General features: G+C 50.4%; 20 protein-coding genes and 5 tRNA genes. 18 read left to right on the top strand and 7 right to left on the bottom strand.

Translation table 11 applies throughout. The features are described 5' to 3' along the window. Nucleotides 1-50 precede the first annotated feature (50 nt). Nucleotides 51-986, top strand: a complete 936-nt coding sequence (gene ldtA / locus IX31_RS11280) for a L,D-transpeptidase (RefSeq protein WP_122974010.1) — start codon at nt 51-53, stop codon at nt 984-986. A 58-nt stretch (nt 987-1,044) separates the two neighbouring features. On the opposite strand, the gene IX31_RS11275 is transcribed toward ldtA, so the two are convergent. From IX31_RS11275 to IX31_RS11260, 4 genes are all read right to left on the bottom strand, one after another. Continuing rightward, nucleotides 1,045-1,120 (bottom strand) — tRNA-Asn (locus tag IX31_RS11275). Nucleotides 1,121-1,370: 250 nt separating this feature from the next. Continuing rightward, nucleotides 1,371-3,149 carry an aminopeptidase P family protein gene (locus IX31_RS11270; RefSeq protein WP_034458163.1) on the bottom strand — a complete coding sequence of 593 codons (1,779 nt, stop codon included), beginning with the start codon at nt 3,147-3,149 and terminating at the stop codon, nt 1,371-1,373. Between the two features lie 12 nt (nt 3,150-3,161). After that, nucleotides 3,162-4,622 carry an AMP nucleosidase gene (locus IX31_RS11265; RefSeq protein WP_034458161.1) on the bottom strand — a complete coding sequence of 487 codons (1,461 nt, stop codon included), beginning with the start codon at nt 4,620-4,622 and terminating at the stop codon, nt 3,162-3,164. Nucleotides 4,623-4,751: 129 nt separating this feature from the next. Further along, a tRNA-Asn gene (locus IX31_RS11260) sits at nt 4,752-4,827 on the bottom strand. Between the two features lie 190 nt (nt 4,828-5,017). Between IX31_RS11260 and IX31_RS11255 the strand changes: the two genes are divergently transcribed. From IX31_RS11255 to ahpF, 12 genes are all read left to right on the top strand, one after another. Beyond that, the gene (locus IX31_RS11255; protein ID WP_034458159.1) at nt 5,018-5,383 is read left to right on the top strand and encodes a hypothetical protein; all 366 of its coding nucleotides are present in this window, start codon (nt 5,018-5,020) and stop codon (nt 5,381-5,383) included. Between the two features lie 49 nt (nt 5,384-5,432). Next, nucleotides 5,433-7,319, top strand: a complete 1,887-nt coding sequence (locus IX31_RS11250) for a protein-disulfide reductase DsbD family protein (protein ID WP_034458157.1) — start codon at nt 5,433-5,435, stop codon at nt 7,317-7,319. Beyond that, nucleotides 7,316-7,930, top strand: a complete 615-nt coding sequence (locus tag IX31_RS11245; protein ID WP_034458155.1) for a DsbA family protein — start codon at nt 7,316-7,318, stop codon at nt 7,928-7,930. The genes IX31_RS11250 and IX31_RS11245 overlap by 4 nt, the downstream gene beginning before the upstream one ends. Beyond that, nucleotides 7,920-8,423, top strand: coding sequence for a protein disulfide oxidoreductase (locus tag IX31_RS11240; protein ID WP_034458153.1), 504 nt, complete (start codon nt 7,920-7,922; stop codon nt 8,421-8,423). Before IX31_RS11245 ends, IX31_RS11240 begins: the two co-directional genes overlap by 11 nt. 221 nt (nt 8,424-8,644) lie before the next feature. Next, nucleotides 8,645-9,562, top strand: a complete 918-nt coding sequence (nac, locus tag IX31_RS11235; RefSeq protein ID WP_034458150.1) for a nitrogen assimilation transcriptional regulator NAC — start codon at nt 8,645-8,647, stop codon at nt 9,560-9,562. Nucleotides 9,563-9,667: 105 nt separating this feature from the next. Continuing rightward, entirely contained in the window at nt 9,668-10,612 is a 945-nt protein-coding gene (cbl, locus tag IX31_RS11230) for an HTH-type transcriptional regulator Cbl (RefSeq protein ID WP_034458148.1), read from the top strand. A gap of 224 nt (nt 10,613-10,836) precedes the next feature. After that, a tRNA-Gly gene (locus IX31_RS11225) sits at nt 10,837-10,912 on the top strand. 49 nt (nt 10,913-10,961) lie between these two features. Continuing rightward, nucleotides 10,962-11,035, top strand: a tRNA-Cys gene (locus tag IX31_RS11220). A 12-nt stretch (nt 11,036-11,047) separates the two neighbouring features. Beyond that, nucleotides 11,048-11,134, top strand: a tRNA-Leu gene (locus IX31_RS11215). 130 nt (nt 11,135-11,264) lie between these two features. After that, nucleotides 11,265-12,269, top strand: a complete 1,005-nt coding sequence (locus IX31_RS11210; RefSeq protein ID WP_034455038.1) for an IS110 family RNA-guided transposase — start codon at nt 11,265-11,267, stop codon at nt 12,267-12,269. 392 nt (nt 12,270-12,661) lie between these two features. Next, entirely contained in the window at nt 12,662-13,225 is a 564-nt protein-coding gene (gene ahpC, locus IX31_RS11205) for an alkyl hydroperoxide reductase subunit C (RefSeq protein WP_034458146.1), read from the top strand. Between the two features lie 103 nt (nt 13,226-13,328). Further along, nucleotides 13,329-14,888, top strand: coding sequence for an alkyl hydroperoxide reductase subunit F (ahpF, locus tag IX31_RS11200; RefSeq protein WP_034458144.1), 1,560 nt, complete (start codon nt 13,329-13,331; stop codon nt 14,886-14,888). A gap of 46 nt (nt 14,889-14,934) precedes the next feature. On the opposite strand, the gene IX31_RS11195 is transcribed toward ahpF, so the two are convergent. Both IX31_RS11195 and cysS read right to left on the bottom strand, forming a co-directional pair. After that, entirely contained in the window at nt 14,935-15,597 is a 663-nt protein-coding gene (locus IX31_RS11195; protein ID WP_034458142.1) for a helix-turn-helix domain-containing protein, read from the bottom strand. 89 nt (nt 15,598-15,686) lie between these two features. Further along, complete coding sequence (gene cysS / locus IX31_RS11190) at nt 15,687-17,075, bottom strand: cysteine--tRNA ligase (RefSeq protein ID WP_034458140.1); 1,389 nt, start codon at nt 17,073-17,075, stop codon at nt 15,687-15,689. A 176-nt stretch (nt 17,076-17,251) separates the two neighbouring features. On the opposite strand from cysS, the gene ppiB reads away from it, so the two are divergent. The 5 genes from ppiB to mnmH all read left to right on the top strand — a co-directional run bounded on the left by ppiB (nt 17,252) and on the right by mnmH (nt 21,584). Further along, nucleotides 17,252-17,746, top strand: a complete 495-nt coding sequence (ppiB, locus tag IX31_RS11185; RefSeq protein ID WP_034460004.1) for a peptidylprolyl isomerase B — start codon at nt 17,252-17,254, stop codon at nt 17,744-17,746. An 8-nt stretch (nt 17,747-17,754) separates the two neighbouring features. Next, on the top strand, nt 17,755-18,477 hold the full coding sequence (lpxH, locus tag IX31_RS11180) for a UDP-2,3-diacylglucosamine diphosphatase (RefSeq protein ID WP_034458139.1): 723 nt from the start codon (nt 17,755-17,757) through the stop codon (nt 18,475-18,477). A gap of 266 nt (nt 18,478-18,743) precedes the next feature. Continuing rightward, nucleotides 18,744-19,253 (top strand): 5-(carboxyamino)imidazole ribonucleotide mutase, encoded by a 510-nt coding sequence (purE, locus tag IX31_RS11175; protein WP_034458137.1) that lies wholly within the window; start codon nt 18,744-18,746, stop codon nt 19,251-19,253. Further along, the gene (gene purK / locus IX31_RS11170) at nt 19,250-20,320 is read left to right on the top strand and encodes a 5-(carboxyamino)imidazole ribonucleotide synthase (protein ID WP_034458135.1); all 1,071 of its coding nucleotides are present in this window, start codon (nt 19,250-19,252) and stop codon (nt 20,318-20,320) included. Before purE ends, purK begins: the two co-directional genes overlap by 4 nt. A 166-nt stretch (nt 20,321-20,486) precedes the next feature. Next, nucleotides 20,487-21,584 (top strand): tRNA 2-selenouridine(34) synthase MnmH, encoded by a 1,098-nt coding sequence (gene mnmH / locus IX31_RS11165; RefSeq protein ID WP_034458133.1) that lies wholly within the window; start codon nt 20,487-20,489, stop codon nt 21,582-21,584. Nucleotides 21,585-21,715: 131 nt separating this feature from the next. Here the strand turns inward: mnmH and IX31_RS11160 are convergent, their stop codons facing one another. Beyond that, the gene (locus IX31_RS11160; protein ID WP_241767186.1) at nt 21,716-22,582 is read right to left on the bottom strand and encodes a DUF2971 domain-containing protein; all 867 of its coding nucleotides are present in this window, start codon (nt 22,580-22,582) and stop codon (nt 21,716-21,718) included. Nucleotides 22,583-22,708 lie beyond the last annotated feature (126 nt).

The following is a 22,708-nucleotide window of genomic DNA, read 5'->3' as shown; positions in this document are numbered from 1 at the left end:
GTGAGGGTTATATTTAACTTATCAATGCCATGTCTGATAATAGGGAAATTATGATTCGCTTATCCTCGCTTGCCTTTGTGCTTGCCACCGCTACCTGTAGCGTCCAGGCCGTTACCTATATGCTTCCACCTGAGGGGAGCCGTCTGGTTGGCTCGCCGATAACCGTAAGCGTTCCTGAAGGGAATACTGAGCCATTGGAGTATTATGCTGCGCTGTATGGGCAGGGGCTCAGCAATATGCTGGAAGCTAATCCAGGTGTCGATCCATTTCTGCCAAAAGCCGGTACCCAGTTAACTATTCCACAGCAAGTGATTTTGCCAGACACCATACGCCAGGGCATCGTGATTAACGTCGCCGAAATGCGGCTTTACTACTACCCGGATCAGAGCAATACGGTTGAGATCTTCCCCATTGGAATCGGACAGGCCGGGCGGGAAACCCCGCGTAACTGGGTGACGAGGGTTGAGCGTAAGCAGGAAGCTCCAGGCTGGACTCCCACACCTAATACTCGTCGTGAATACGCGAAAGAGGGGAAAACGCTGCCAGCATATGTACCGCCGGGTGAGGATAACCCGATGGGGCTGTATGCGATTTACATCGGCAAGCTTTACGCTATTCACGGCACTAACGCCAACTTTGGTATTGGCCTGCGCGTTAGCCAGGGTTGCATTCGCCTACGTAAAGACGACATTAAGTATTTGTTTGATAATGTGCCGGTGGGAACGCGTGTGCAGCTGATTGATCAGCCGGTGAAAGCAACGGTCGAACCGGACGGGAGGCATTGGCTAGAAGTGCATGAGCCGCTGTCCCGTAACCGTGCGGAGTTTGAGTCTGACAAGAAAGTCCCGCTACCAATGACATCGGCACTGCGCGATATGACGCAAGGTTCTGGCGTAGATGCAGGTATAGCGAGCGCCGCGTTGACGCGTCGTTCCGGGATGCCGGTGCCAATTAGCATTGAACCCGGAAAAGCAGGGCAGCTATAAAACACAAATTCTGAAAAGCAAAAAGCCCGCTTAGTTTCCTAAGCGGGCTTCTCAAATATGGCTCCTCTGACTGGACTCGAACCAGTGACATACGGATTAACAGTCCGCCGTTCTACCGACTGAACTACAGAGGAATCGGTTAACGGGGCGCATAGTAACTAGCGGCTACTGGGTTGTCAAAGGCTGTTTAGGTGAAATGTGTTTGATTGCTGGTTTAATCGGCAAAAAGAAGAAAAGAGCCGCAAAATACGGCTCTTAAGTAACACCTTTCACTTAAGCCAATGAATGAGGGGTAACACCGGGATCTGTTTCCGGGTGAAGTCAAACCCGGTGGTCACCCCGGATACCTCGCTCTTAAACTGATGGTGTTAGCCCTTTAAGGGCTTACATACGTTGCGTTCTGACTGGCGCAGTTGCCTCTATCAGCCATGGACGCGCAGTACTGGAAACGAGTGGCGACAATGTTTCCCGCACCAACTGGTGGTAATCATCAAGCCAGGCAATCTCTTGCTCACTTAACAATGGCAACTCCACCGCGCTTAAATCAATCGGGATGAGTGTCAGTGAAGAGAATTTGCAGAACCCCGGCATTGAAGCGACAACTTCAACCTGGTTTTCAATACGAATGCCGTGGCTACCTGCCAGGTAATAACCCGGTTCGATGGTTAGCACATTGCCCGGCAGCATTGGCCATGGATTCACTTTTTTCGCCATACGATGCGGGTTTTCATGAATCAGCATGTTGTGACCGACACCGTGACCCGTGCCGTGATCATAATCCAGGCCCAGTTCCCAAAGCGGGCGGCGTGCAAATGCGTCCAGTTGGTGGCCTTGTGTCCCTTGTGGGAATTGCAGCGAAATCAGCGACAGGAAACCTTTCAGAACCGCGGTGTAGTGCAAGCGGCGTTGAGCATCGAGTTGTCCAAAGTTCAGCGTGCGTGTGGCATCGGTTGTACCGTTGAAATACTGCCCACCAGAATCATTGAGATAAAATTCATGCCCGGTGATCGCAAAGTTGGTTTCCGGCGCGCTGTGATAATGACACATCGCCGCATTACCCGCTGCCGCGGAAATGGTACCAAAACTTTGCTCAATGAAGTTGTCGCATTCTTGACGGAACGCGAGCTGCTTTTCCTGCGCCTCAAGTTCAGTAATCGGGTTACCAGCGGCTTCACGTAGTGGGACTTCATGGCTAAGCCATGCAAGGAAATTAACCCAGGCGGCACCGTCCTGAATATGGCTTGAACGGTACCCTTCCAGTTCGATATCGTTCTTATTGGCTTTCATTAGTGTGATTGGATCTGGCTGCCATTCGATGTCACCACCGCCTTGTTCCACGGCAAAGCGCACGGCAACTGGCGTGTTATCGCCATCAAGCAAGAAGCGTTTGCCGGCCGCCAGTTGCTGGCAACGTGTGAGGAATGCATCCGGGCTATGGATGGCGATTGACTCCAGCACTGAACTATCGAGTTGTTGCAGTTTCGCCTCGTCAACAAACCACTCAACGGCACCGTCGTTTTTGACCAGCGCAAACGAAAGCGGCACCGGGCTTGTCGGGATATCTGAACCACGAACGTTAAGCAACCAGGCAATGTTGTCAGGCAAAGTGAGCGCGAGAAAATCTACACCTTTACGCGCCAACGCTTGTGCGACACGGGCGCATTTAGATGCGGTTGGTTCCCCGCTAATCTCATCAGGCATCTGGCGTATCAGTCCGTGAGGTATCGCCGGGCGCGTCGCCCAAATTTTATTGATCGGATCATCATCCATAGCCACCAGGTCGCAGCCACTGGTACGCAGGCTTTCATACTGGCTGTTGACCATCAGCAGAGGTTCAAACGCGATACGTTTACCAACTGACAAGTTTTCCTGAAGCCAGAGATGAATAGGTTCATCATGCAAATGGTGGATTTCAAACTCTTCAAGGTTTACCTGCTGGCGTGCCTGAACCTGATAGCGGCCATCAACGAACAGTAACGCCCGTTCAGCCAGAATCAGCGCCAGGCCCGCAGAGCCGTCAAAGCCACTGATAAACTCCAGTTTGTCGTCATAAGGCGCGCAATATTCACTCTGCCAGGCGTCAGTGCGCGGAACCAGCATGCCATCCAGTTCGCGCTCTTTAAGCAGGCTGCGTAAGGCAGCCAGGGGTGATGTGTGTTGCATTATTATTTTCTCTTAACGGAAAGGAGGTTCATTAAACGTGCGTAATTTGCGCGAGTGCAGGCGTTCGCCTTCAGCTCGCAAGAGATCAATCGCGCAGATACCAATCTGCAAGTGCTCCGAAATTGCCCCTTCATAAAAGCGGTTGGCCTGGCCGGGGAGTTTAATTTCACCGTGCAGCGGTTTATCGGAAACACATAACAACGTGCCATACGGCACGCGGAAGCGATAACCCTGTGCGGCAATGGTGGCGCTTTCCATATCAATAGCGACAGCGCGGCTGAGGTTGAACCGCAAGGCCGATGCGGAATAGCGTAACTCCCAGTTTCGATCGTCGGTAGTGACGACAGTCCCGGTACGCAAACGTTGTTTAACTTCTTCACCCGGCATGCCGCTCACCAGTTTAGTTGCGTCATAGAGCGCACGCTGCACTTCGGCAATGCTTGGGATTGGGATATCCGGCGGCAGCACTGCATCCAGAACGTGGTCATCACGCAGATATGCATGGGCCAAAACATAATCGCCAATCGACTGGCTTTCACGTAGCCCGCCGCAGTGGCCAATCATCAACCACGCCGCCGGGCGCAACACCGCCAGGTGGTCACAAATGGTTTTTGCGTTCGATGGCCCAACACCGATATTCACCAGCGTGATGCCGGTGCCGTTGGCATCGATCAAGTGCCAGGCTGGCATCTGGTGTTTTTTCCAGGCGAGATCGGAAATGGCTTCTTCCGGTGCCTGGCTGTCGGCTGTCAACCACACACCACCGGCGCAGGAAAGTGCGACATACGGGCTTTCTGGATCAAGGATCTGCTGGCAACCCCAGCGCACAAATTCATCCACATAACGGGTGTAGTTGGTGAACAACACAAAAGACTGAAAATGTTCAACCGGAGTGCCGGTGTAGTGGCGCAAACGCGCGAGCGAAAAATCGACGCGGCGGGCATCAAAATGCGAAAGCGGGTAGAACTCGGTAGGGTGGAATAATCCATCTGCTGTCTCATCGCCAATTTGTGCCAGTTCGGTTGTCGGGAAATGGCGAGGCAAACCGGCACTCATTGAGCGGTCCAGCGACAAACTGGAACCATCAATCACATAGGGATAGGGGATTTCATGCTGCGATAACCCCACTTCAATTTGTGCGCCGTAGTCGTCATAAAGCAGTGTGAGTTGTTCGGCGAGGTAATGGCGGAATAAAGCAGGGCGGGTGACGGTGGTGGTGTAACTGCCAGAATGGGTGAAGCGGGCATAGGCACGGGTTTTATTTGGGTGATGTACGGTGCCATCCCAACTGACGCGTAACTCCGGGTAGACAAATAAACCGGCGGCACGTTTTTCAATTTCAGGTAGTGCGCCGTTTTCAACATACTGGCCAATGGCTTCGCGCAGAGCATTGACCGAGGCATCGTACAGCTCCTCTAATTTATCGAGGGCCTGGTTCGGGGTAAGGGCAGTGTCGGCTGTCTGATGCGTCATTTTCTCTCCTTATCCTGCTGATTCTAAGCAGGGCTGCTTCGATAGTATGTCATCGACGGGAGAGAACGGAAGGGGGTGGTAAGGGCAGAAAAGCAAAAAGCCTGCTTAAATAAGCAGGCTTCTTAAATTTGGCTCCTCTGACTGGACTCGAACCAGTGACATACGGATTAACAGTCCGCCGTTCTACCGACTGAACTACAGAGGAATCGGTTAACGGGGCGCATATTAGCGATGCGTTTCGGGCTTGTCAAAGCCTGTTATCACGTTGCAGGTTTGTTTGCTGATAAAACAATCAAACCGAGCTATATATGCATGCAGACATATCTTTACAGCACATCAGTTGCCAAACGATAACGACTGGTTAAGATATACGGTTCATATAATGCGAGGGATTCATGTTTAAACGGAAGCATTTTGCAAAGTGGTTTATATTACTGGCATGTCTGGTGGTGTTAGTTTGCACCGCGCAGCGCATGGCGGGATTGCACGCTTTGCAAATGAAAGCTGCCCAAAGCGTCATGCTCTCGCAAAGCAGTAATTCTGAAATTGAAGATAGTGCATCGGTTACACCCTGCGAATTGAGTGCAAAGTCATTGCTTGCCGCACCGCCAGTGTTGTTTGAAGCTGCATTTTTTGTTTTCAGTCTTCTTCTGGTGCTCATTGCGCCATTACAAGCTGAACGATCATCTGTTTCTCCCGCCAGGGCATTTAGTTCGCCCACCCTCAGAGTTCATCTTCGATTTTGCGTTTTCCGTGAATGAAACACCGGCTGTTTAACACAGTTCGATAATTCATTTACGGAGAAAAAATATGTTGAGTCTTTTTAGGCGAGCGTTGCTCTGCCTGCTACTGCTATGGCTGCCATTCTCGTGGGCTGCACAACCCGGCTGGCTTCAATCTACCGATAATCATCATGCCAGCGTTCGGATGCGTGCAGATACCTCACCGCCAGGTGAAACCCGTATCCTGCTGGATGTGAAACTGGAAGAAGGGTGGAAAACCTATTGGCGTTCACCGGGCGACGGTGGTGTTGCGCCGACTATTGCCTGGAGCGAACCCGTGAAATCGGCTCAGTGGTTCTGGCCGACGCCGCAACGTTTTGATGTGGCGGGGATCACCACTCAGGGTTACCACAATGCGGTAAGTATTCCATTGGTGCTCGATGATGCATTTACAGGGAAAATCGCAGGCGTACTTACGCTCTCGACCTGCAAAGATGTCTGCCTGCTGACAGATTTTCCCTTTGAAATCACACCTGAGAATGGCAATGCCGCTTTTGCCCACGATTATGCGCAAGCGATGGGTAAAGTGCCGCTTCATAACGGGCTGACCGATAGCCTGAAAGCTGGTTATCACAGCGCTGAATTGGTTGTGCAAGCCACACGTTCCGCAGGTTGGCAGAAACCCGAGCTGTTTTTTGATATGCCAGAGGACGCCAGTTTCGGTAAACCAAAATACCGTGTCGAAGGTGAAACGTTATGGGCAACCGTACCGGTTAGTGATGGTTGGGACGGTGCCGGACCTGACCTGCGTGGGCGCAATCTTTCATTGGTTATCGCCGATAACGGCATTGCTCAACAAAGCAATATCACGATAGCTGAAACGCCGGTTGTGCCTGAAGTCGGGGGAGACTTTGTACTCTGGCAAGTGTTACTGCTGGCTGTGGTAGGTGGGTTCATTCTTAACCTGATGCCATGTGTGTTGCCCGTTTTGGGGATGAAACTCGGTTCTGTATTACTGGCTGAAAAACAAGAAAAACGCGTTATACGCCAACAATTTCTTGCCTCATTTGCCGGTATTCTCGTTTCGTTTATGGCGCTGGCGCTGTTAATGACGGTACTGCGTCTGACAAACCAGGCGGTGGGATGGGGGATTCAGTTCCAGAGTGCCTGGTTTATTGGCTTTATGGCCGTCGTGATGTTGGTGTTCAGTGCCAACCTGTTTGGGCTATTTGAATTCCGGCTTTCGTCGAAAGCGACAACCAGGATTGCCACGCAAGGAGGCAATGGCATAAGTGGGCATTTCTGGCAGGGTGCGCTGGCGACACTGCTGGCAACACCTTGTAGCGCTCCATTCCTCGGCACCGCCGTTGCCGTGGCACTTGGTGCATCCTTGCCAACCTTATGGGGTATTTTCCTTGCCCTTGGCGTAGGCATGAGTTTGCCGTGGCTGCTGATTGCCATGCGCCCTTCATTGGCATTACGACTGCCGAAACCTGGGCGCTGGATGGTGTGGTTACGCCGCATACTGGCAGTGATGATGCTGGGCTCAGCTTTATGGCTGGTTAGTCTGTTACCGGTGCATTTTGGGTCAACAGTGAGTACTCCCGTTAAAGAAAATATCGTCTGGCAGCCGCTAAGTGAGCCGGCAATTCAGAATGCATTGGCGCAAAACAAGCGTGTGTTTATTGATGTAACTGCCGACTGGTGTATCACCTGCAAAATTAACAAATTAAACGTTCTTTCTCGTGAGGATGTGCAGTCTGTGTTGCAAGAGCCTGATGTCATTGCATTACGCGGAGACTGGACACTCCCTTCAAAAGAGATAACAGCATTCCTAAAACAGCGTGGGCAAGTTGGTGTGCCATTCAATCAAGTCTATGGGCCAGGCATCCGCGAAGGAAAAGCCCTGCCAACACTATTGACACGAGATGCAGTACAAAACGCGCTAAATGATGCGAAAGGAGATAAAAAATGAAAATAATCATCACGCTTGTACTGTTGCTGGCGACCACTTTTGGTGCCACTGCTGAGACACAACCTAATAATGAAGAACAAATACAACAGATGATCTATCAAGCGTTGTATCACGATCCTGCCAGCCCGCGGATTGGTGCAACTTCACCGAAACTAACCATCATTTCATTCACCGACTACAACTGCCCGTACTGTAAAAAGTTCGACCCTATGCTTGAGAAGATTGTGGAAAAGTATCCCGATGTTGCAGTGGTATTCAAGCTGCTGCCATTTCGTGGGGAATCCTCATCGCTTGCAGCGCGTGTCGCCTTAACGACCTGGCGCGAACATCCACAGCAGTTTCTGGCATTGCACCATAGTTTGATGGCAAAACAGGGCAATCACACCGCAACCACTATTGATGCTGCGTTCGTCAAAAGTGGGGCGACAGTGGTTACGCCAGATGAATTAAGTCGGGAGACACTGAATCTGAACCTACAACTGGCTCGGGTCGTCGGTGTGGAAGGCACACCGGCAACATTGGTTGGCGATACCTTACTGGCAGGGGCAGTGCCATGGGAGTCTCTGGAAACGCTGGTGATAGAAAAGCGGGCACAGGCCAATGAAAAGTAAATTAAAGCGCTGGGGACGAGAAGCGTTGGTGATGGTGGTTGTGCTCATCACCATTATCTTTCTGATGGACTGGTGGCGAGCGCCAAAAATGCCCACGACTTTCGATAGCACACCACTTCATACGCTTGATGGCCAGGCAGTATCGTTGAGCGCATTGAGTGAAGATCGCCCATTATTGCTCTATTTCTGGGCCAGTTGGTGCGGTGTTTGTCGCTACACCACACCTTCTGTTGCGCAGCTGGTGGGTGAGGGAGAAAACGTGATGACAATTGCCCTACGCTCCGGCGAACCACAGGATGTAACGCGTTGGTTAGCCCAGAAAAAAATTCATCTTCCGGTGGTTAATGATGCCTCAGGTGAGTTATCTCGCCACTGGAAGATTGGCGTCACCCCTACGTTGGTTGTGCTTTATAAAGGAGAGGTTGTCTCATCAACGACCGGTTGGACCAGCCTTTCAGGAATGAAATTACGTCTTTGGTGGGCAAGTTTGTAATTAGGTAATTTGGCGCACCGCAATGGTGCGCCTGTACCTCTAATGGGGCATAAGCGAACCACTGTTTCAAACTCATTTTTCCTCGTTTTAAATCACTTTCGCTTATTATCCAGCTTGTTAGCGTATCTGGTCGGATGTTTCTCAAAAGTGGCAAGCATATTGCAATTCTTAGAAAGACATCACTGCCGAGACTGGCGTTGGCATTCCGTGTAGGGGGCAAAATGAATTTAAGACGACTGAAGTACTTCGTGAAAATCGTCGATATTGGTAGCCTGACTCAGGCCGCAGAAGTGCTGCATATTGCGCAGCCAGCGCTGAGCCAACAAGTTGCTACCCTTGAAGGTGAAATGGATCAGCAGCTGTTAATTCGTACCAAACGCGGCGTAACGCCAACAGAAGCAGGAAAAATTCTCTATACCCATGCGAGAACTATTTTGCGCCAATGTGAACAGGCTCAATTAGCGGTTTGCAATGTGGGTCAAACTTTAGGTGGTCAGGTTTCTATTGGCCTGGCCCCAGGCACCGCAGCTTCTTCAATCACCATGCCTTTATTACAGGCAGTACGTGCGGAATTACCCGACGTGCTGGTCTATCTGCATGAGAACAGTAGTTCTGTCCTGAATGACAAGCTGTTAAGCGGCCAGCTTGACATGGCGGTCTTGTATGACCGTTCTCCAACGGCGGGCATCATTAGCCAACCGTTATTGAAAGAGGAGTTGTTTCTTGTCGGCACCCGCGACTGTCCAGGTCAGACAGTCGATCTCTGCGCGGTGGCCGAAATGAACCTATTCCTGCCGCGAGACTATAGCGCCGTGCGTAAACGCGTGGATGAAGCTTTTTCATTGCGCCGCTTAACGGCAAAAATCACGGGTGAAATTGATTCAATCTCGACGCTGACGGCTGCTATTGCCAGCGGTATGGGGGTGACAGTGTTGCCCGAATCAGCGGCACGTTCACTTGTGAGTTCGGCAAACGGCTGGATGGCACGTATCACTAGCCCATCACTGAATTTACCACTCTCGGTTAATTTATCGGCTCGTGCCGCACTGACTCCGCAGGCGCAGGCAGTTAAAGACATTTTGATGTCACTGGTGGTTCGTCCTGCACAGGAAAATCGTGAACTGCTACTGGTAGGGTGATTCGGCTTATTGCTAAATCGAATAAGTTGCTGGTTTTTATTATTTGTTATCTCGGGGTTGCCACTTTAACAATAGTGTAAAGAACGGTTATGCCCCGGGGGCAATGTGAACTTCCAGCAACTCAAAATCATCCGCGAGGCGGCCCGGCGGGACTACAACCTGACCGAAGTCGCCAACATGCTTTTCACTTCGCAATCGGGCGTAAGCCGCCATATTCGTGAACTGGAAGAAGAACTCGGTATCGAGATTTTCATCCGTCGCGGTAAACGTTTATTGGGCATGACAGAGCCGGGTAAAGCCCTGCTGGTAATTGCTGAACGTATTCTTAATGAAGCCAGTAATGTGCGTCGTCTGGCAGATGTATTTACCAACGACACCAGCGGTGTGCTCACCATAGCCACCACACATACTCAGGCACGTTACAGCTTGCCATCGGTAATCAAATCGTTCCGCTCGTTATTCCCTGAAGTACGCCTTGAGTTAAATCAGGGGACGCCGCAAGAAATCGAGATGTTGCTGCATAACGGTACGGCAGATATTGGTATTGCCAGTGAGCGCTTGAGTACCGATCCCTTAGTCGTCGCTTATCCATGGTTTCGCTGGTCTCACACTTTATTGGTGCCGCGCGGCCATCCACTGATCCATGCAAATCCTCTTACGCTTGATGATATAAGCCATTGGCCGATTATTACTTATCGTCAGGGCATTACCGGGCGTGCGCGTATTGATGAAGCGTTCTCACGCCGTGGGCTGACTCCTGATATCGTACTGAGCGCGCAAGACTCGGACGTTGTGAAAACTTATGTGGAGTTAGGGCTGGGTATCGGTCTGGTGGCATTTCAAGCAAGCAGCGAGGAGGGGGAGCTAATCAGACTCGATACTCGTCATCTTTTTGACACTAACACCGTATGGCTTGGATTGAAGCGAGGTCAGCTACAACGGAATTATGTCTGGCGTTTTATCGAGCTGTGTAATCCGGAACTTTCGGTTGCGGATATCAAAAGGCTGGCGCTTGAGGCAGAAGAAACGGTATTGGATTATCAAATCTGATTCCCGTTTTCTGGTTAATGCATCAATATTTAACCGCAGAAGGGGGTTATTTGCTCGAACCGTGATCGGTGCGGTGCAAAATTCAGCAAACGGAGCGTGGTGACGGAAAATTTCATTGACTCATCGCGTCAGGTAAGTAGAATGCAACGCATCGAACGGCAGCACAGCTTGCCAGAAGATAGTAAAATCAAGTGATTAGCTTTAAGGTTAATTAATAAGATTTTGCGGGAATAGCTCAGTTGGTAGAGCACGACCTTGCCAAGGTCGGGGTCGCGAGTTCGAGTCTCGTTTCCCGCTCCAAATTTATGTAACAGAAATTCTGTTACAGCCTGCAAAGGTGAAAGGTTTTGGCGCGTTAGCAAAGCGGTTATGTAGCGGATTGCAAATCCGTCTAGTCCGGTTCGACTCCGGAACGCGCCTCCACTTTCTTCCCGAGCCCGGGTGGTGAAATCGGTAGACACAAGGGATTTAAAATCCCTCGGCGTACGCGCTGTGCGGGTTCAAGTCCCGCCCCGGGCACCATGGGAAACATCAGAATAATCAAAGCAATAAGCAGTGTCGTGAAACCACCTCCGGGTGGTTAATGAGATGGTCCCCACCACCCTGTGAGCGGTACGCTGGCAGGGTGTTTTTCTTTCTGGAGAAGGCCATCATGCAAAACGTTACGCTTATTGGTATCGATCTCGGCAAACATTCCTTCCACGTTCACTGCCAGGATAAATCAGGCAAAGCATTACTGCGAAAAAAATTTACCCGCACCAAACTTATTGAATTTCTGGCTGGGTGTACATCCGCTACCGTTGTGATGGAAGCCTGCGCCGGCGCCCATTTTATGGCTCGCCGGATCGCTGATTTAGGCCATGAAGCAAAATTGATTTCTCCGCAGTTCGTTCGCCCTTTTGTTAAGAGCAACAAGAACGATTTTGTCGATGCAGAAGCCATATGCGAGGCGGCATCCCGTCCCTCCATGCGATTTGTGCAACCACGAACCGAAGCTCAACAGGCCATGCGGGCACTTCACAGGGTCAGGGAATCGCTGGTCAGAGATAAAGTCAAAACGACTAATCAGATGCATGCTTTTTTGCTGGAATTTGGCATCAGTATGCCGATCGGAGCCGCAGTGATAAAACGGCTCTCAACAGTCCTTGCAGATAACGAACTTCCTCCCTATCTGGCACAGCTGCTGATGCGCTTACATGCTCATTATCTTTATCTTGTCGAACAGATCACGGAGCTTGAAACAGCGCTGGAACAAGAGCTGAGTCGTGATGAAACAGGACAACGTCTTCAGACAATACCCGGTGTTGGGCCGATAACTGCCAGCGTTTTATCATCGCAACTGGGCGACGGTAAACAATATGGCTGTAGCCGGGATTTTGCGGCCTCAACCGGCCTGGTACCACGGCAGTACAGCACGGGCGGCAAAAATACGCTTTTAGGGATAAGTAAACGGGGAGACAAAAATCTGCGACGGTTACTTGTCCAGTGCGCCAGAGTCTTTATCCAGAAAATTGATTATCAGTCAGGCAAGCTGGCTGACTGGGTCAGGGCACAACTGGCAAGAAAACACTCCTGCGTAGTGTGTTGTGCTCTGGCCAACAAGCTGGCCCGGATAGCATGGGCAATCACAACCCGGCAGACCGTGTTCGAAAGGTAACGATGACGCCAGTCTGACTGGCAGGTTAATCGTTAATTAAGCAGTTCCCAATCTGGTTTTGCGAAGACTGATTATTGATGACATGAACGGCCTATCGGCCTGATGAAAACCTAACATAAAAAATGGCTCTCTGAAGCCGCGTGGCTTTTTAGGCTTATCAGGTGCGGAACTCATCAAGGCGCGGGCATCGATGCCCATAGTGACGCCGGATAGATTTAGGCAAGCCACCATAAGTCAAAAATCAGTGTTGCAAAAACGGTGGGGACCATAGATTTTTTATGCCTGCCGTTTCGGTTGCAAGGAAATACTTATCAATTCAATACAATTTGCCCATTAGAACCTTTTAATAAGATTCGGTATCTTTCTCCCATCGCAAAACGGAGGAAGTACAGATGTCTTTAATTAATACAAAAATCAAACCATTCAAAAACAGCGCTTTTAAAAACGGTGAATTCATTGAAGTTACCGAGAAGGATGTAGAAGGCCGCTGGAGCGTTTTCTTCTTCTATCCAGCTGACTTTACTTTTGTTTGCCCAACCGAACTGGGCGATGTGGCTGACCACTACGAAGAATTCCAGAAACTGGGCGTGGATATCTACTCTGTTTCCACAGATACCCATTTCACTCACAAAGCGTGGCACAGCAGCTCTGACACCATCGCAAAAATCAAATATGCAATGATCGGCGACCCGACTGGCGCACTGACTCGTAACTTCGAGAACATGCGTGAAGACGAAGGCCTGGCAGACCGCGGTACCTTTATCGTTGACCCACAGGGCATCATCCAGGCTATCGAAGTGACTGCTGAAGGTATCGGCCGTGACGCTTCTGACCTGCTGCGTAAAGTGAAAGCCGCTCAGTATGTTGCTTCTCACCCAGGTGAAGTTTGCCCGGCTAAATGGAAAGAAGGCGATGCGACTCTGGCTCCGTCTTTAGACCTGGTCGGTAAGATCTAAGCAGTTTGTTTGCAGGGCGGTTCTTCCGCCCTTTTGTCAGAAGGTGGATGGCGCTTCGCTTATCCACCCTACTTTTTACATTTTTGCCTTCAGGGAGAGACTCGTGCTCGACAACAACATGAAAACCCAGCTCAAAGCTTACCTTGAGAGATTAACCAAACCTGTTGAGTTGATTGCCACGCTGGACGACAGTGCAAAATCAACCGAGATAAAGGAACTGCTGGCAGAGATCGCGGAGTTATCTGACAAAGTTACTTTGAGCATTGATAACGACTTACCGGTGCGCAAACCGTCGTTTTTGATTACAAATCCAGGTTCCGATAAAGGCCCGCGTTTTGCTGGTTCCCCACTCGGCCACGAATTTACTTCTCTGGTACTGGCACTGTTGCAGACCGGGGGACATCCGTCGAAAGAGTCGCAAGATTTGCTTGAGCAGATCCGCGAGATCGACGGCGATTTCCATTTTGAAACCTATTACTCGCTCTCCTGCCACAACTGCCCGGATGTGGTACAGGCGCTGAACCTGATGGCGGTACTGAATCCGCGCATCAGCCACACCGCGATTGACGGTGGCGTTTACCAGAATGAGATTCAGGAACGCAACGTTATGGGCGTGCCTGCGGTATTCCTCAACGGCAAACAGTTCGGTCAGGGGCGTATGACGCTTGCTGAAATCGTCGGTAAAATTGATACCGGCGCAGAAAAACGCGCGGCAGAAGCACTGAACAAACGTGAAGCTTACGATGTGCTGATTGTCGGCAGCGGCCCAGCGGGTGCGGCGGCGGCAGTTTATTCCGCACGTAAAGGCATTCGTACCGGTTTGATGGGCGAGCGTTTTGGCGGCCAGGTATTAGATACCGTTGATATCGAAAACTACATTTCCGTGCCGAAAACTGAAGGCCAAAAACTGGCGGGCGCTCTGAAAGCCCACGTAGATGACTACGACGTGGATGTTATTGACACACAAAGTGCCAGCAAGTTGATTCCGGCTAAGACCGAAGGCGGCCTGCATCAGATTCAAACCGTTTCAGGCGCAACACTTAGCGCACGCAGCATCATCATTGCGACCGGTGCGAAATGGCGCAACATGAATGTGCCGGGCGAAGAACAATATCGCACCAAAGGCGTGACCTACTGCCCACACTGCGACGGCCCGCTGTTTAAAGGCAAACGCGTGGCGGTGATTGGCGGTGGTAACTCAGGTGTCGAAGCAGCAATTGACCTGGCGGGTATCGTAGAACACGTGACTTTGCTGGAGTTTGCTCCAGAAATGAAAGCCGACCAGGTATTGCAGAACAAAGTTCGCAGCCTGAAAAACGTCGACATTATTCTTAATGCTCAAACGCTGGAAGTAAAAGGCGACGGCACGAAAGTGACCGGTTTGCAGTATAAAGATCTTGTCACTGAAAGCGTACATGAGATTGAACTGGCAGGTATTTTCGTGCAAATCGGTTTGTTGCCAAATACCGACTGGCTGGAAGGCAGTGTTGAACGCAACCGCATGGGTGAAATTATTATTGATGCGAAGTGCGAAACCACAGTGAAAGGCGTATTTGCCGCAGGCGACTGCACAACGGTGCCGTACAAACAAATCATCATTGCGACGGGCGAAGGCGCAAAAGCTTCTCTGAGTGCGTTTGATTATTTGATTCGTAATTCGTAATAGAACCAACCATAAAAATGGCCCATCGCTGCTTGATGGGCCATTTTTAATACTCTTTTGGCAAATGCTTAATACCGATCAGTTTCCCGCGCTTAATCTCAATGTAATCACCTCGACGTAATTCCCCGAGAATTGCCATAATCGTGCTACGCGCTAATTGCGTACGTTCCTGAATAAAATCTGCCGCATTAATATCACGGCGTATATCTGCAGGTTGCAAATTCAGTTCGAGCAATTTACTGCGAATCATCACGTACGCCGGAACCCCTACCAGATGTTCATCACGTAAAGAGTACATCTGTAAAAACCAGGCAAGAAGAACAGAAACGGGCTCCCATAATTGCTGTCGGGTGAAGAGTTCAAATGCAAGTTCAGCCGGGATAACCCGCGCCTTACATGGCTCTTCTACTTTCAAAAACCAGCCGCCACGAGGCCGCAAACATTCAGCAATTCCATAAATAATCTTGCCCCTAACAGATGAAAGCACTAGGCCATCATTTGCACGAACAGCCGTAAAACGCCCCTCGGTGAACAGATACAGGAATTTCTCGTGCTGCTGAACTGCGTGAATTTCATCGTTTTCCTGGAAAGAGCGAACCGTCCCAAGCGTGGAAAGCGCTTCCTGGAGAGCATCTATCTCAGCGACTGGTCTGCATGGATAAAGAGTCGACAGCCCTGATTCACTGTTTTGATCATTTACGGTGGTCATGAATTAATCCTTTTTATTCCTCGCACCACAATCATAGTTGATAAAAAAAGCGGCTTACGCCGCTTTCTGTATAACAGACCGTATAAGGATTACTTTCTACGCCAGGTCGTGCCCTGCGGGCCATCTTCCAGCACGATGCCCATTTCATTCAGACGGTCGCGAGCCTGGTCTGCCAGCGCCCAGTCTTTTGATTGACGGGCATCGTTACGCTGTTTGATCAGCGCTTCGATTTCAGCAACTTCACTATCGTCGGCTTGAACGCTGCTTTGCAGGAAGACTTCTGGTTCTTGCTCAAGCAGGCCCAGTACGGCAGAAAGCTGGCGTAACGCAGCCGCCAGGCCATTTGCAGCAGCCAAATCTTCGGTTTTCAAGCGGTTCACTTCGCGCGCCATATCAAACAGCACGGAGTAAGCTTCTGGCGTGTTGAAGTCATCGTCCATCGCTTCACGGAAACGGGCTTCAAACGCTTCGCCGCCCGCAGGCTGCGCATTGGTGTCTGTGCCGCGCAGTGCTGTATACAAACGTTCCAGCGAAGTACGCGCCTGTTTCAGGTTTTCTTCGCTGTAGTTCAGCTGGCTGCGATAGTGGCCGGACATCAGGAAGTAGCGAATGGTTTCGGCATCGTAATATTTCAGCACGTCACGCACGGTGAAGAAGTTGCCCAACGATTTAGACATTTTCTCACGGTCGACCATCACCATCCCTGAGTGCATCCAGGTGTTAACGTATTCGCCGCCGTGCGCACAGGTAGACTGGGCGATTTCGTTTTCGTGGTGCGGGAACATCAGGTCTGAACCGCCACCATGAATATCAAAATGGTTACCCAGCTGTTTGCAGTTCATCGCTGAACACTCAATGTGCCATCCTGGACGACCTTCGCCCCATGGGGATGACCAGCTTGGTTCGCCCGACTTGGACATTTTCCACAGCACGAAATCCATTGGATTGCGCTTAACGTTCGCTTCTACTTCAACACGCGCACCAGCCTGCAATTGCTCCAGATCCTGGCGAGAAAGTTTGCCGTAATCAGCGTCGGATTCGACGGAGAACATCACGTCACCATTGCTGGCAACATAGGCGTGGTTACGCTCGATAAGCTGTTCAACAATTTCGATGATATCTGGAATATGTTTGGTCGCACGTGGCTCGCTATCCGGGCGCAAAATATTCAGCGCGTCGAAATCGGTGTGCATTTCAGCCACCATACGGTCAACGAGAGCGACAAAATCTTCGCCGTTTTCGTTGGCGCGTTTGATAATTTTATCGTCGATATCGGTAATATTGCGCACGTACTTCAGGTTATAACCGAGATAACGCAGGTAACGTGCCACCACATCGAAGGCGACAAAAGTACGGCCATGACCGATATGACACAAATCGTAAACGGTGATACCACACACGTACATGCCAACTTCTGGGGCATGAATAGGTTTGAATTCCTCTTTTTGGCGACTCATTGTATTAAAGATTTTTAACATCAGGGGATTCCATATAAGCGTGTGTAGTCGATATTGGGCTATATGTTACCTCAAAATTCCGTCAGGAAGCAGCACGCTTTGCAAGGTGATGATCATGCGCAGTTATGCTATAACAACCACCTTGTGTCGCGGCACCGTCTGCCGGAACACTGTCTGACTAATATAGGATGCACAGCATGGTTACTTTTCATACTAATCACGGCGATATCGTAATCAAAACTTTTGATGATAAAGCGCCGATTACTGTTAAAAACTTCCTCGAGTACTGCCGCGAAGGTTTCTACGCCAACACCATTTTCCACCGTGTGATCAATGGCTTTATGATCCAGGGCGGCGGTTTTGAACCGGGTATGAAGCAGAAAGAGACCAAAGACACCATCCAGAACGAAGCGAATAACGGCCTGAAAAACACCAAAGGTACGCTAGCAATGGCACGTACCCAGGCGCCACATTCTGCAAGTTCCCAGTTCTTCATTAACGTGGCTGACAACGATTTCCTGAACTTCAGCAGCGAAAGCATGCAAGGTTGGGGTTACTGCGTATTTGCTGAAGTTGTAGAAGGCATGGACGTTGTTGAGAAAATCAAAGGCGTGTCCACTGGTCGCAGCGGTATGCACCAGGACGTTCCTAAAGAAGACGTGGTTATCACAAGCGTAACCGTCAGCGAATAATTCGCCCCATGGCGACGCTGTTTATCGCAGATTTACATCTGTGTTCAGAAGAACCGGCGATTACCGCCGGTTTTCTGCGTTTTCTGGCGGGCACCGCTCGGAAAGCTGATGCGCTCTATATTCTTGGCGATCTGTTTGAAGCCTGGATTGGCGACGATGACCCTGAACCGCTGCACCGCCAAATCGCTTTAGCCATTAAAGACCTGGTGGATTCTGGTGTTCCCTGCTTCTTTATTCACGGCAACCGCGATTTCCTGCTCGGCAAACGTTTTGCCCGTTTAAGCGGAATGACGTTGCTGCCCGAAGAGCAAGTGCTCAATCTCTACGGCCGCAAAATCCTGGCCCTGCATGGCGACACACTTTGCACCGACGACCACGGTTATCAGGCCTTCCGCAAAAAAGTGCACCAGCCATGGCTTCAATGTTTATTCCTCGCCCTGCCGCTGTTTATCCGCAAGCGCGTGGCCGCCAAAATGCGCGCCAACAGCAAAGCGTCTAACAGCAGTAAATCGATGGCGATTATGGATGTGAATCCGCAAGCCGTTATCGACACCCTCACCCGCCACCGGGTGCAGTGGATGATCCACGGCCACACGCATCGCCCTGAAATTAATTCCCTTTCCGCTAACGGTAAACCCGCGTTTCGCTGCGTGCTGGGAGCGTGGCATACAGAAGGTTCGATGATTAAAGTCACTGCTGAAGACGTCGAACTAATTCCTTTCGAGTTTTAACTCGTCATACTTCGAGCCGCAGGGGTGTTGGCTGCACTCACAAACCCCAGTCACTTACTCAAGTAAGCTCCTGGGGATTTGCTCCCTTGCCGCCTACCTGCAACTCAAATTATTTAGAGTTAATAGCGTATAAAAATGGCTGTTTTCGCTACCAGATTAGCCACGCAACCGTTTTCCTTACCCTTTCTTCATGCTATTCTCTGAGCCCTTCTGACCGTTCGAGCCACGTTCGGTGATGTTTGCTACCCACAGGAGTTTTGAGACGCATGTCCTCCAACCAGACCCCGGCGCGTATCGCCATTGTCATGGGTTCCAAAAGTGACTGGGCAACCATGCAGTTTGCCGCCGAAATCCTCACCGCACTTGATGTCCCGCACCACGTAGAAGTGGTTTCCGCGCACCGAACTCCCGATAAACTTTTCAGCTTTGCCGAACAGGCAGCCGACAACGGTTATCAGGTGATTATTGCGGGTGCGGGCGGTGCTGCGCATTTGCCAGGTATGATCGCGGCAAAAACCCTGGTTCCCGTGCTGGGTGTGCCAGTCCAGAGTGCTGCGTTAAGCGGCGTGGACAGTCTCTATTCCATCGTACAAATGCCGCGTGGTATTCCGGTTGGTACGCTGGCCATCGGTAAAGCAGGTGCAGCTAACGCAGCTTTGCTGGCAGCGCAAATCCTCGCTTTGCATGATAAAGAACTGAGCCAACGCCTGGAAAACTGGCGTCAGGCACAAACCGATGAAGTGCTGGATAACCCAGATCCTCGGGGTGATGCATGAAACGCGTTTGCGTGCTGGGCAATGGTCAACTTGGCAGAATGCTGCGTCAGGCGGGAGAGCCGTTGGGCATTGCGGTTTATCCAGTTGGTTTAGATGCAGAACCCGAAGCGGTGCCATTTGCGCAAAGCGTTATCACCGCTGAAATTGAACGCTGGCCGGAAACGGCCCTCACCCGTGAACTGGCTCGTCACAACGCGTTCGTAAACCGTGACGTCTTCCCGATAATCGCCGACCGTCTGACACAAAAACAGCTGTTCGATAAGCTCGAGCTTGCGACCGCGCCGTGGCAGTTACTTTCCAGTCGCGACGAATGGGCTGGAGTGTTCCAGAACCTGGGCGAACTGGCGATAGTGAAACGCCGCGTCGGTGGCTATGATGGGCGCGGGCAGTGGCGCTTGCGCAGCCATGAAACCGATCAGTTGCCGGATGAGTGCTACGGTGAGTGTATTGTCGAACAAGGCATTAATTTTTCTGGTGAAGTGTCGCTGGTTGGTGCCCGTGGGCATGACGGCACAACGGTGTTTTACCCGCTGACGCATAACCTGCATCAGGACGGTATTCTGCGTACCAGCGTCGTTTTCCCCCACGCAGACATTGAGCAACAGCAACAGGCAGAAGCGATGCTTTCTGCCATCATGCATGAGCTGAACTATGTCGGTGTGATGGCGATGGAATGCTTTATTACGCCTGAAGGATTGCTGATTAACGAACTCGCGCCACGCGTGCATAACAGCGGACACTGGACGCAAAACGGCGCATCCATCAGCCAGTTCGAATTACATCTTCGCGCGATTGTAGACCTGCCGTTGCCACAACCGGTGGTGAATTCACCCTCAGTAATGATCAATCTTATCGGCACCGATCTGAACTACGACTGGCTGAAACTACCGTTAGTCCATTTGCACTGGTACGACAAAGAGGTGCGTGAAGGTCGCAAAGTGGGCCATCTCAACCTCAACGACAGCGATACTGACCGACTGAGCGCAACACTTGAGGCCATCGTGCCGTTGTTGCCAGCGGATTACGCCAGCGGCATTGCCTGGGCGCAGAGCAAACTTCTGAAGTAGTTCCGTTTGCGGCGGGTGGCGCGATGCTTACCCGCCCTACGAAAAATCCGCCCGTCGGGCGGATCATCCGACATTGACCAGACATTCACCCCGCATAACTTTCTTTTCTTCGTTGCAAGGCGCACAATCCACGGCGTTTCGGCCTCACTCGCTCTAAGGTTTATGTATGCAAAACGCTCGTCCTGATACTCAAAATTATGAACATCTGCTGCACGCCGATATCCCGCTTATCGACGTGCGTGCTCCGGTGGAATTTAGCCAGGGGGCGATGCCTGCCGCGCTGAATTTACCGCTGATGTCTGATGACGAGCGTGCGCAAGTGGGCACTTGCTATAAACAGCGCGGGCAGGAAGCGGCGGTGGAATTAGGCCATAGCCTGGTGAATGGCGAAGTTCGTGAAGCCCGTTTGCAAAAGTGGCTTGAACAATGTCGCCAGAATCCAGAAGGATACCTGTGCTGCGCAAGAGGCGGCATGCGTTCGCACCTTGTTCAGGAATGGCTACGCGACGCGGGCGTTGACTATCCGCTGGTCGAAGGCGGTTACAAAGCGCTGCGCCATTACGCCATGGACGTGATCGAATCCCGCTCGCGCTGGCCGATGATCCTCGTCAGTGGCAACACCGGTGGCGGCAAAACCATTCTGATTCGCTCGCTGCCAACCGGCATCGACCTTGAAGGGCTGGCGCATCATCGCGGTTCGTCATTTGGCCGCACGATTGTGGAACAGCCCTCGCAAACTAACTTCGAAAATAACCTGGCCGTAACGCTTTTAAAGAAAAGTGACGGCGCAGAAATGACGTGGGTTGTGGAAGATGAAGGCCGCATGATTGGCTCGCGCCATATCCCGGAATGCTTCAGAGAACAGATGTTACGCTCACCGATTGTGGTGATTGACGATCCGTTCGATCAGCGTTTAGAGCGCCTTAAAACTGAATATTTTGAGCAAATGAGCGCCGCGTTTTTGTCGGTCAGCGATGAAGAAACAGCGTGGCAGAATTACGGCGAGTATTTGCACCACGGTCTGTTCGCCATTCGCCGCCGTCTGGGCATGGAGCGTTTTACGCAATTCACTGCATATCTGGATAACGCGCTGGAATTGCAGCGTAAAACCGGTTCTGTCGAAGGGCACCTCGCCTGGCTTGCTCCGCTGCTTGAAGAGTATTACGACCCGATGTATCGCTATCAGCTGAGCAAAAAAGCAGACAACATCGTGTTTCGTGGCGACTACCAGCAGGTAGAGGAATGGCTGCAAAGCAATACCTGATATAGCCAGGCAGAATAGATTTTTTTGTCCGGGCTTCTGCTGGCTGATATTGGGGGTTATGCTGGTTTTGGCTGGTGTCTGCTTCGTGCCAGGAGCGGACATTGCTGATATATTAATCGCCATTAATACTCTCAATCGCCTATATGGTTACGTTCCATCGCTCTTAAAACCTTCTCTACAGAATCAAATACATCCATTCTCTGCATATCATGCGGGTATTTGGTGTATTCATAACCTTCTATGGCGAGATCCCATGTACTTTTCTTGAATTCACACTGAAATAATTGCACTGTCTTGTTTAAAATCAATGACTCTAATGTATTGTTATTTCTAATAATTTCATCAAACCCTTTGTTATTGATCCCGATATAGATACCTGTCACCGATTTTAGATCAATTATTTTATCAATTAAAACAGTACCTTGCTTTTGTAATGATTCTATCTTTTTTATTATTCTAATTTCTTCTTCATATTTCCAATGCAATGATTTAGTTAGCAATAATTTACTAATTATATCAGTGTCATAGATGTTTTCTTGACTGATTTTTAGTTTGCTTTTTATTCGGCTCCCTAAATAATCAATTTCACCTTTCGAAGCTGTAATTAGGCATTTTGCTTCATCATCGAATCCTGCTTTCTCAGTGTCGATTGCTACAACAAAACCCTGATGCTTATCAGCATAATGTGACCACATCAATACGTTGAGTGGATTTTTAGAAAGGCATAAGCAGGCAAGGTTTTGATTGATCTCATACCTCATAGTTAATGATTCAATTGATTCATCATCAAGTGCATATCCATAACTTTCGAAAGGATCATTAAACTCACTATGCGGGGTGAATTTTATAGAGATGTAGCCATCTTCGAAAAATCGATCTAATGAAGCATTGTCTATGTATTTGTACAAAATCATAAAATATTCAGAATCATTTATAGATGTTATCAGTGTACAGCCTTTCGACAAGGTAGGTGTAAGTATCCCGCTTAAACGACCCATTCTCTTTTAGAGATCCACTGGCATATGGATTAGGTTACCCGAAAGCGAACTTCCGCTCCTCGCTCAAAGCAGCCCCACAAAAGCCCCCCCCCAACCAACCTAAATCCCAGCCCCCTTCTCCCAGAA

Origin of the sequence: Buttiauxella noackiae (genome assembly GCF_000737905.1) — a bacterium.
Lineage (GTDB): Bacteria > Pseudomonadota > Gammaproteobacteria > Enterobacterales > Enterobacteriaceae > Buttiauxella > Buttiauxella noackiae.
The sequence above is the reverse complement of the archived record's forward strand: the minus strand, read 5'-3'. Positions and strand labels throughout refer to the sequence as shown.

Bases quoted from the DNA above. Each gene is read 5' to 3' on its own strand.
- ldtA (WP_122974010.1), top strand. From the start codon at position 51: ATGATTCGCTTATCCTCGCTTGCCTTTGTGCTTGCCACCGCTACCTGT.
- IX31_RS11270 (WP_034458163.1), bottom strand. From the start codon at position 3,149: ATGCAACACACATCACCCCTGGCTGCCTTACGCAGCCTGCTTAAAGAG.
- IX31_RS11265 (WP_034458161.1), bottom strand. From the start codon at position 4,622: ATGACGCATCAGACAGCCGACACTGCCCTTACCCCGAACCAGGCCCTC.
- IX31_RS11255 (WP_034458159.1), top strand. From the start codon at position 5,018: ATGTTTAAACGGAAGCATTTTGCAAAGTGGTTTATATTACTGGCATGT.
- IX31_RS11250 (WP_034458157.1), top strand. From the start codon at position 5,433: ATGTTGAGTCTTTTTAGGCGAGCGTTGCTCTGCCTGCTACTGCTATGG.
- IX31_RS11245 (WP_034458155.1), top strand. From the start codon at position 7,316: ATGAAAATAATCATCACGCTTGTACTGTTGCTGGCGACCACTTTTGGT.
- IX31_RS11240 (WP_034458153.1), top strand. From the start codon at position 7,920: ATGAAAAGTAAATTAAAGCGCTGGGGACGAGAAGCGTTGGTGATGGTG.
- nac (WP_034458150.1), top strand. From the start codon at position 8,645: ATGAATTTAAGACGACTGAAGTACTTCGTGAAAATCGTCGATATTGGT.
- IX31_RS11210 (WP_034455038.1), top strand. From the start codon at position 11,265: ATGCAAAACGTTACGCTTATTGGTATCGATCTCGGCAAACATTCCTTC.
- ahpC (WP_034458146.1), top strand. From the start codon at position 12,662: ATGTCTTTAATTAATACAAAAATCAAACCATTCAAAAACAGCGCTTTT.
- IX31_RS11195 (WP_034458142.1), bottom strand. From the start codon at position 15,597: ATGACCACCGTAAATGATCAAAACAGTGAATCAGGGCTGTCGACTCTT.
- cysS (WP_034458140.1), bottom strand. From the start codon at position 17,075: ATGTTAAAAATCTTTAATACAATGAGTCGCCAAAAAGAGGAATTCAAA.
- ppiB (WP_034460004.1), top strand. From the start codon at position 17,252: ATGGTTACTTTTCATACTAATCACGGCGATATCGTAATCAAAACTTTT.
- lpxH (WP_034458139.1), top strand. From the start codon at position 17,755: ATGGCGACGCTGTTTATCGCAGATTTACATCTGTGTTCAGAAGAACCG.
- purE (WP_034458137.1), top strand. From the start codon at position 18,744: ATGTCCTCCAACCAGACCCCGGCGCGTATCGCCATTGTCATGGGTTCC.
- purK (WP_034458135.1), top strand. From the start codon at position 19,250: ATGAAACGCGTTTGCGTGCTGGGCAATGGTCAACTTGGCAGAATGCTG.
- mnmH (WP_034458133.1), top strand. From the start codon at position 20,487: ATGCAAAACGCTCGTCCTGATACTCAAAATTATGAACATCTGCTGCAC.
- IX31_RS11160 (WP_241767186.1), bottom strand. From the start codon at position 22,582: ATGGGTCGTTTAAGCGGGATACTTACACCTACCTTGTCGAAAGGCTGT.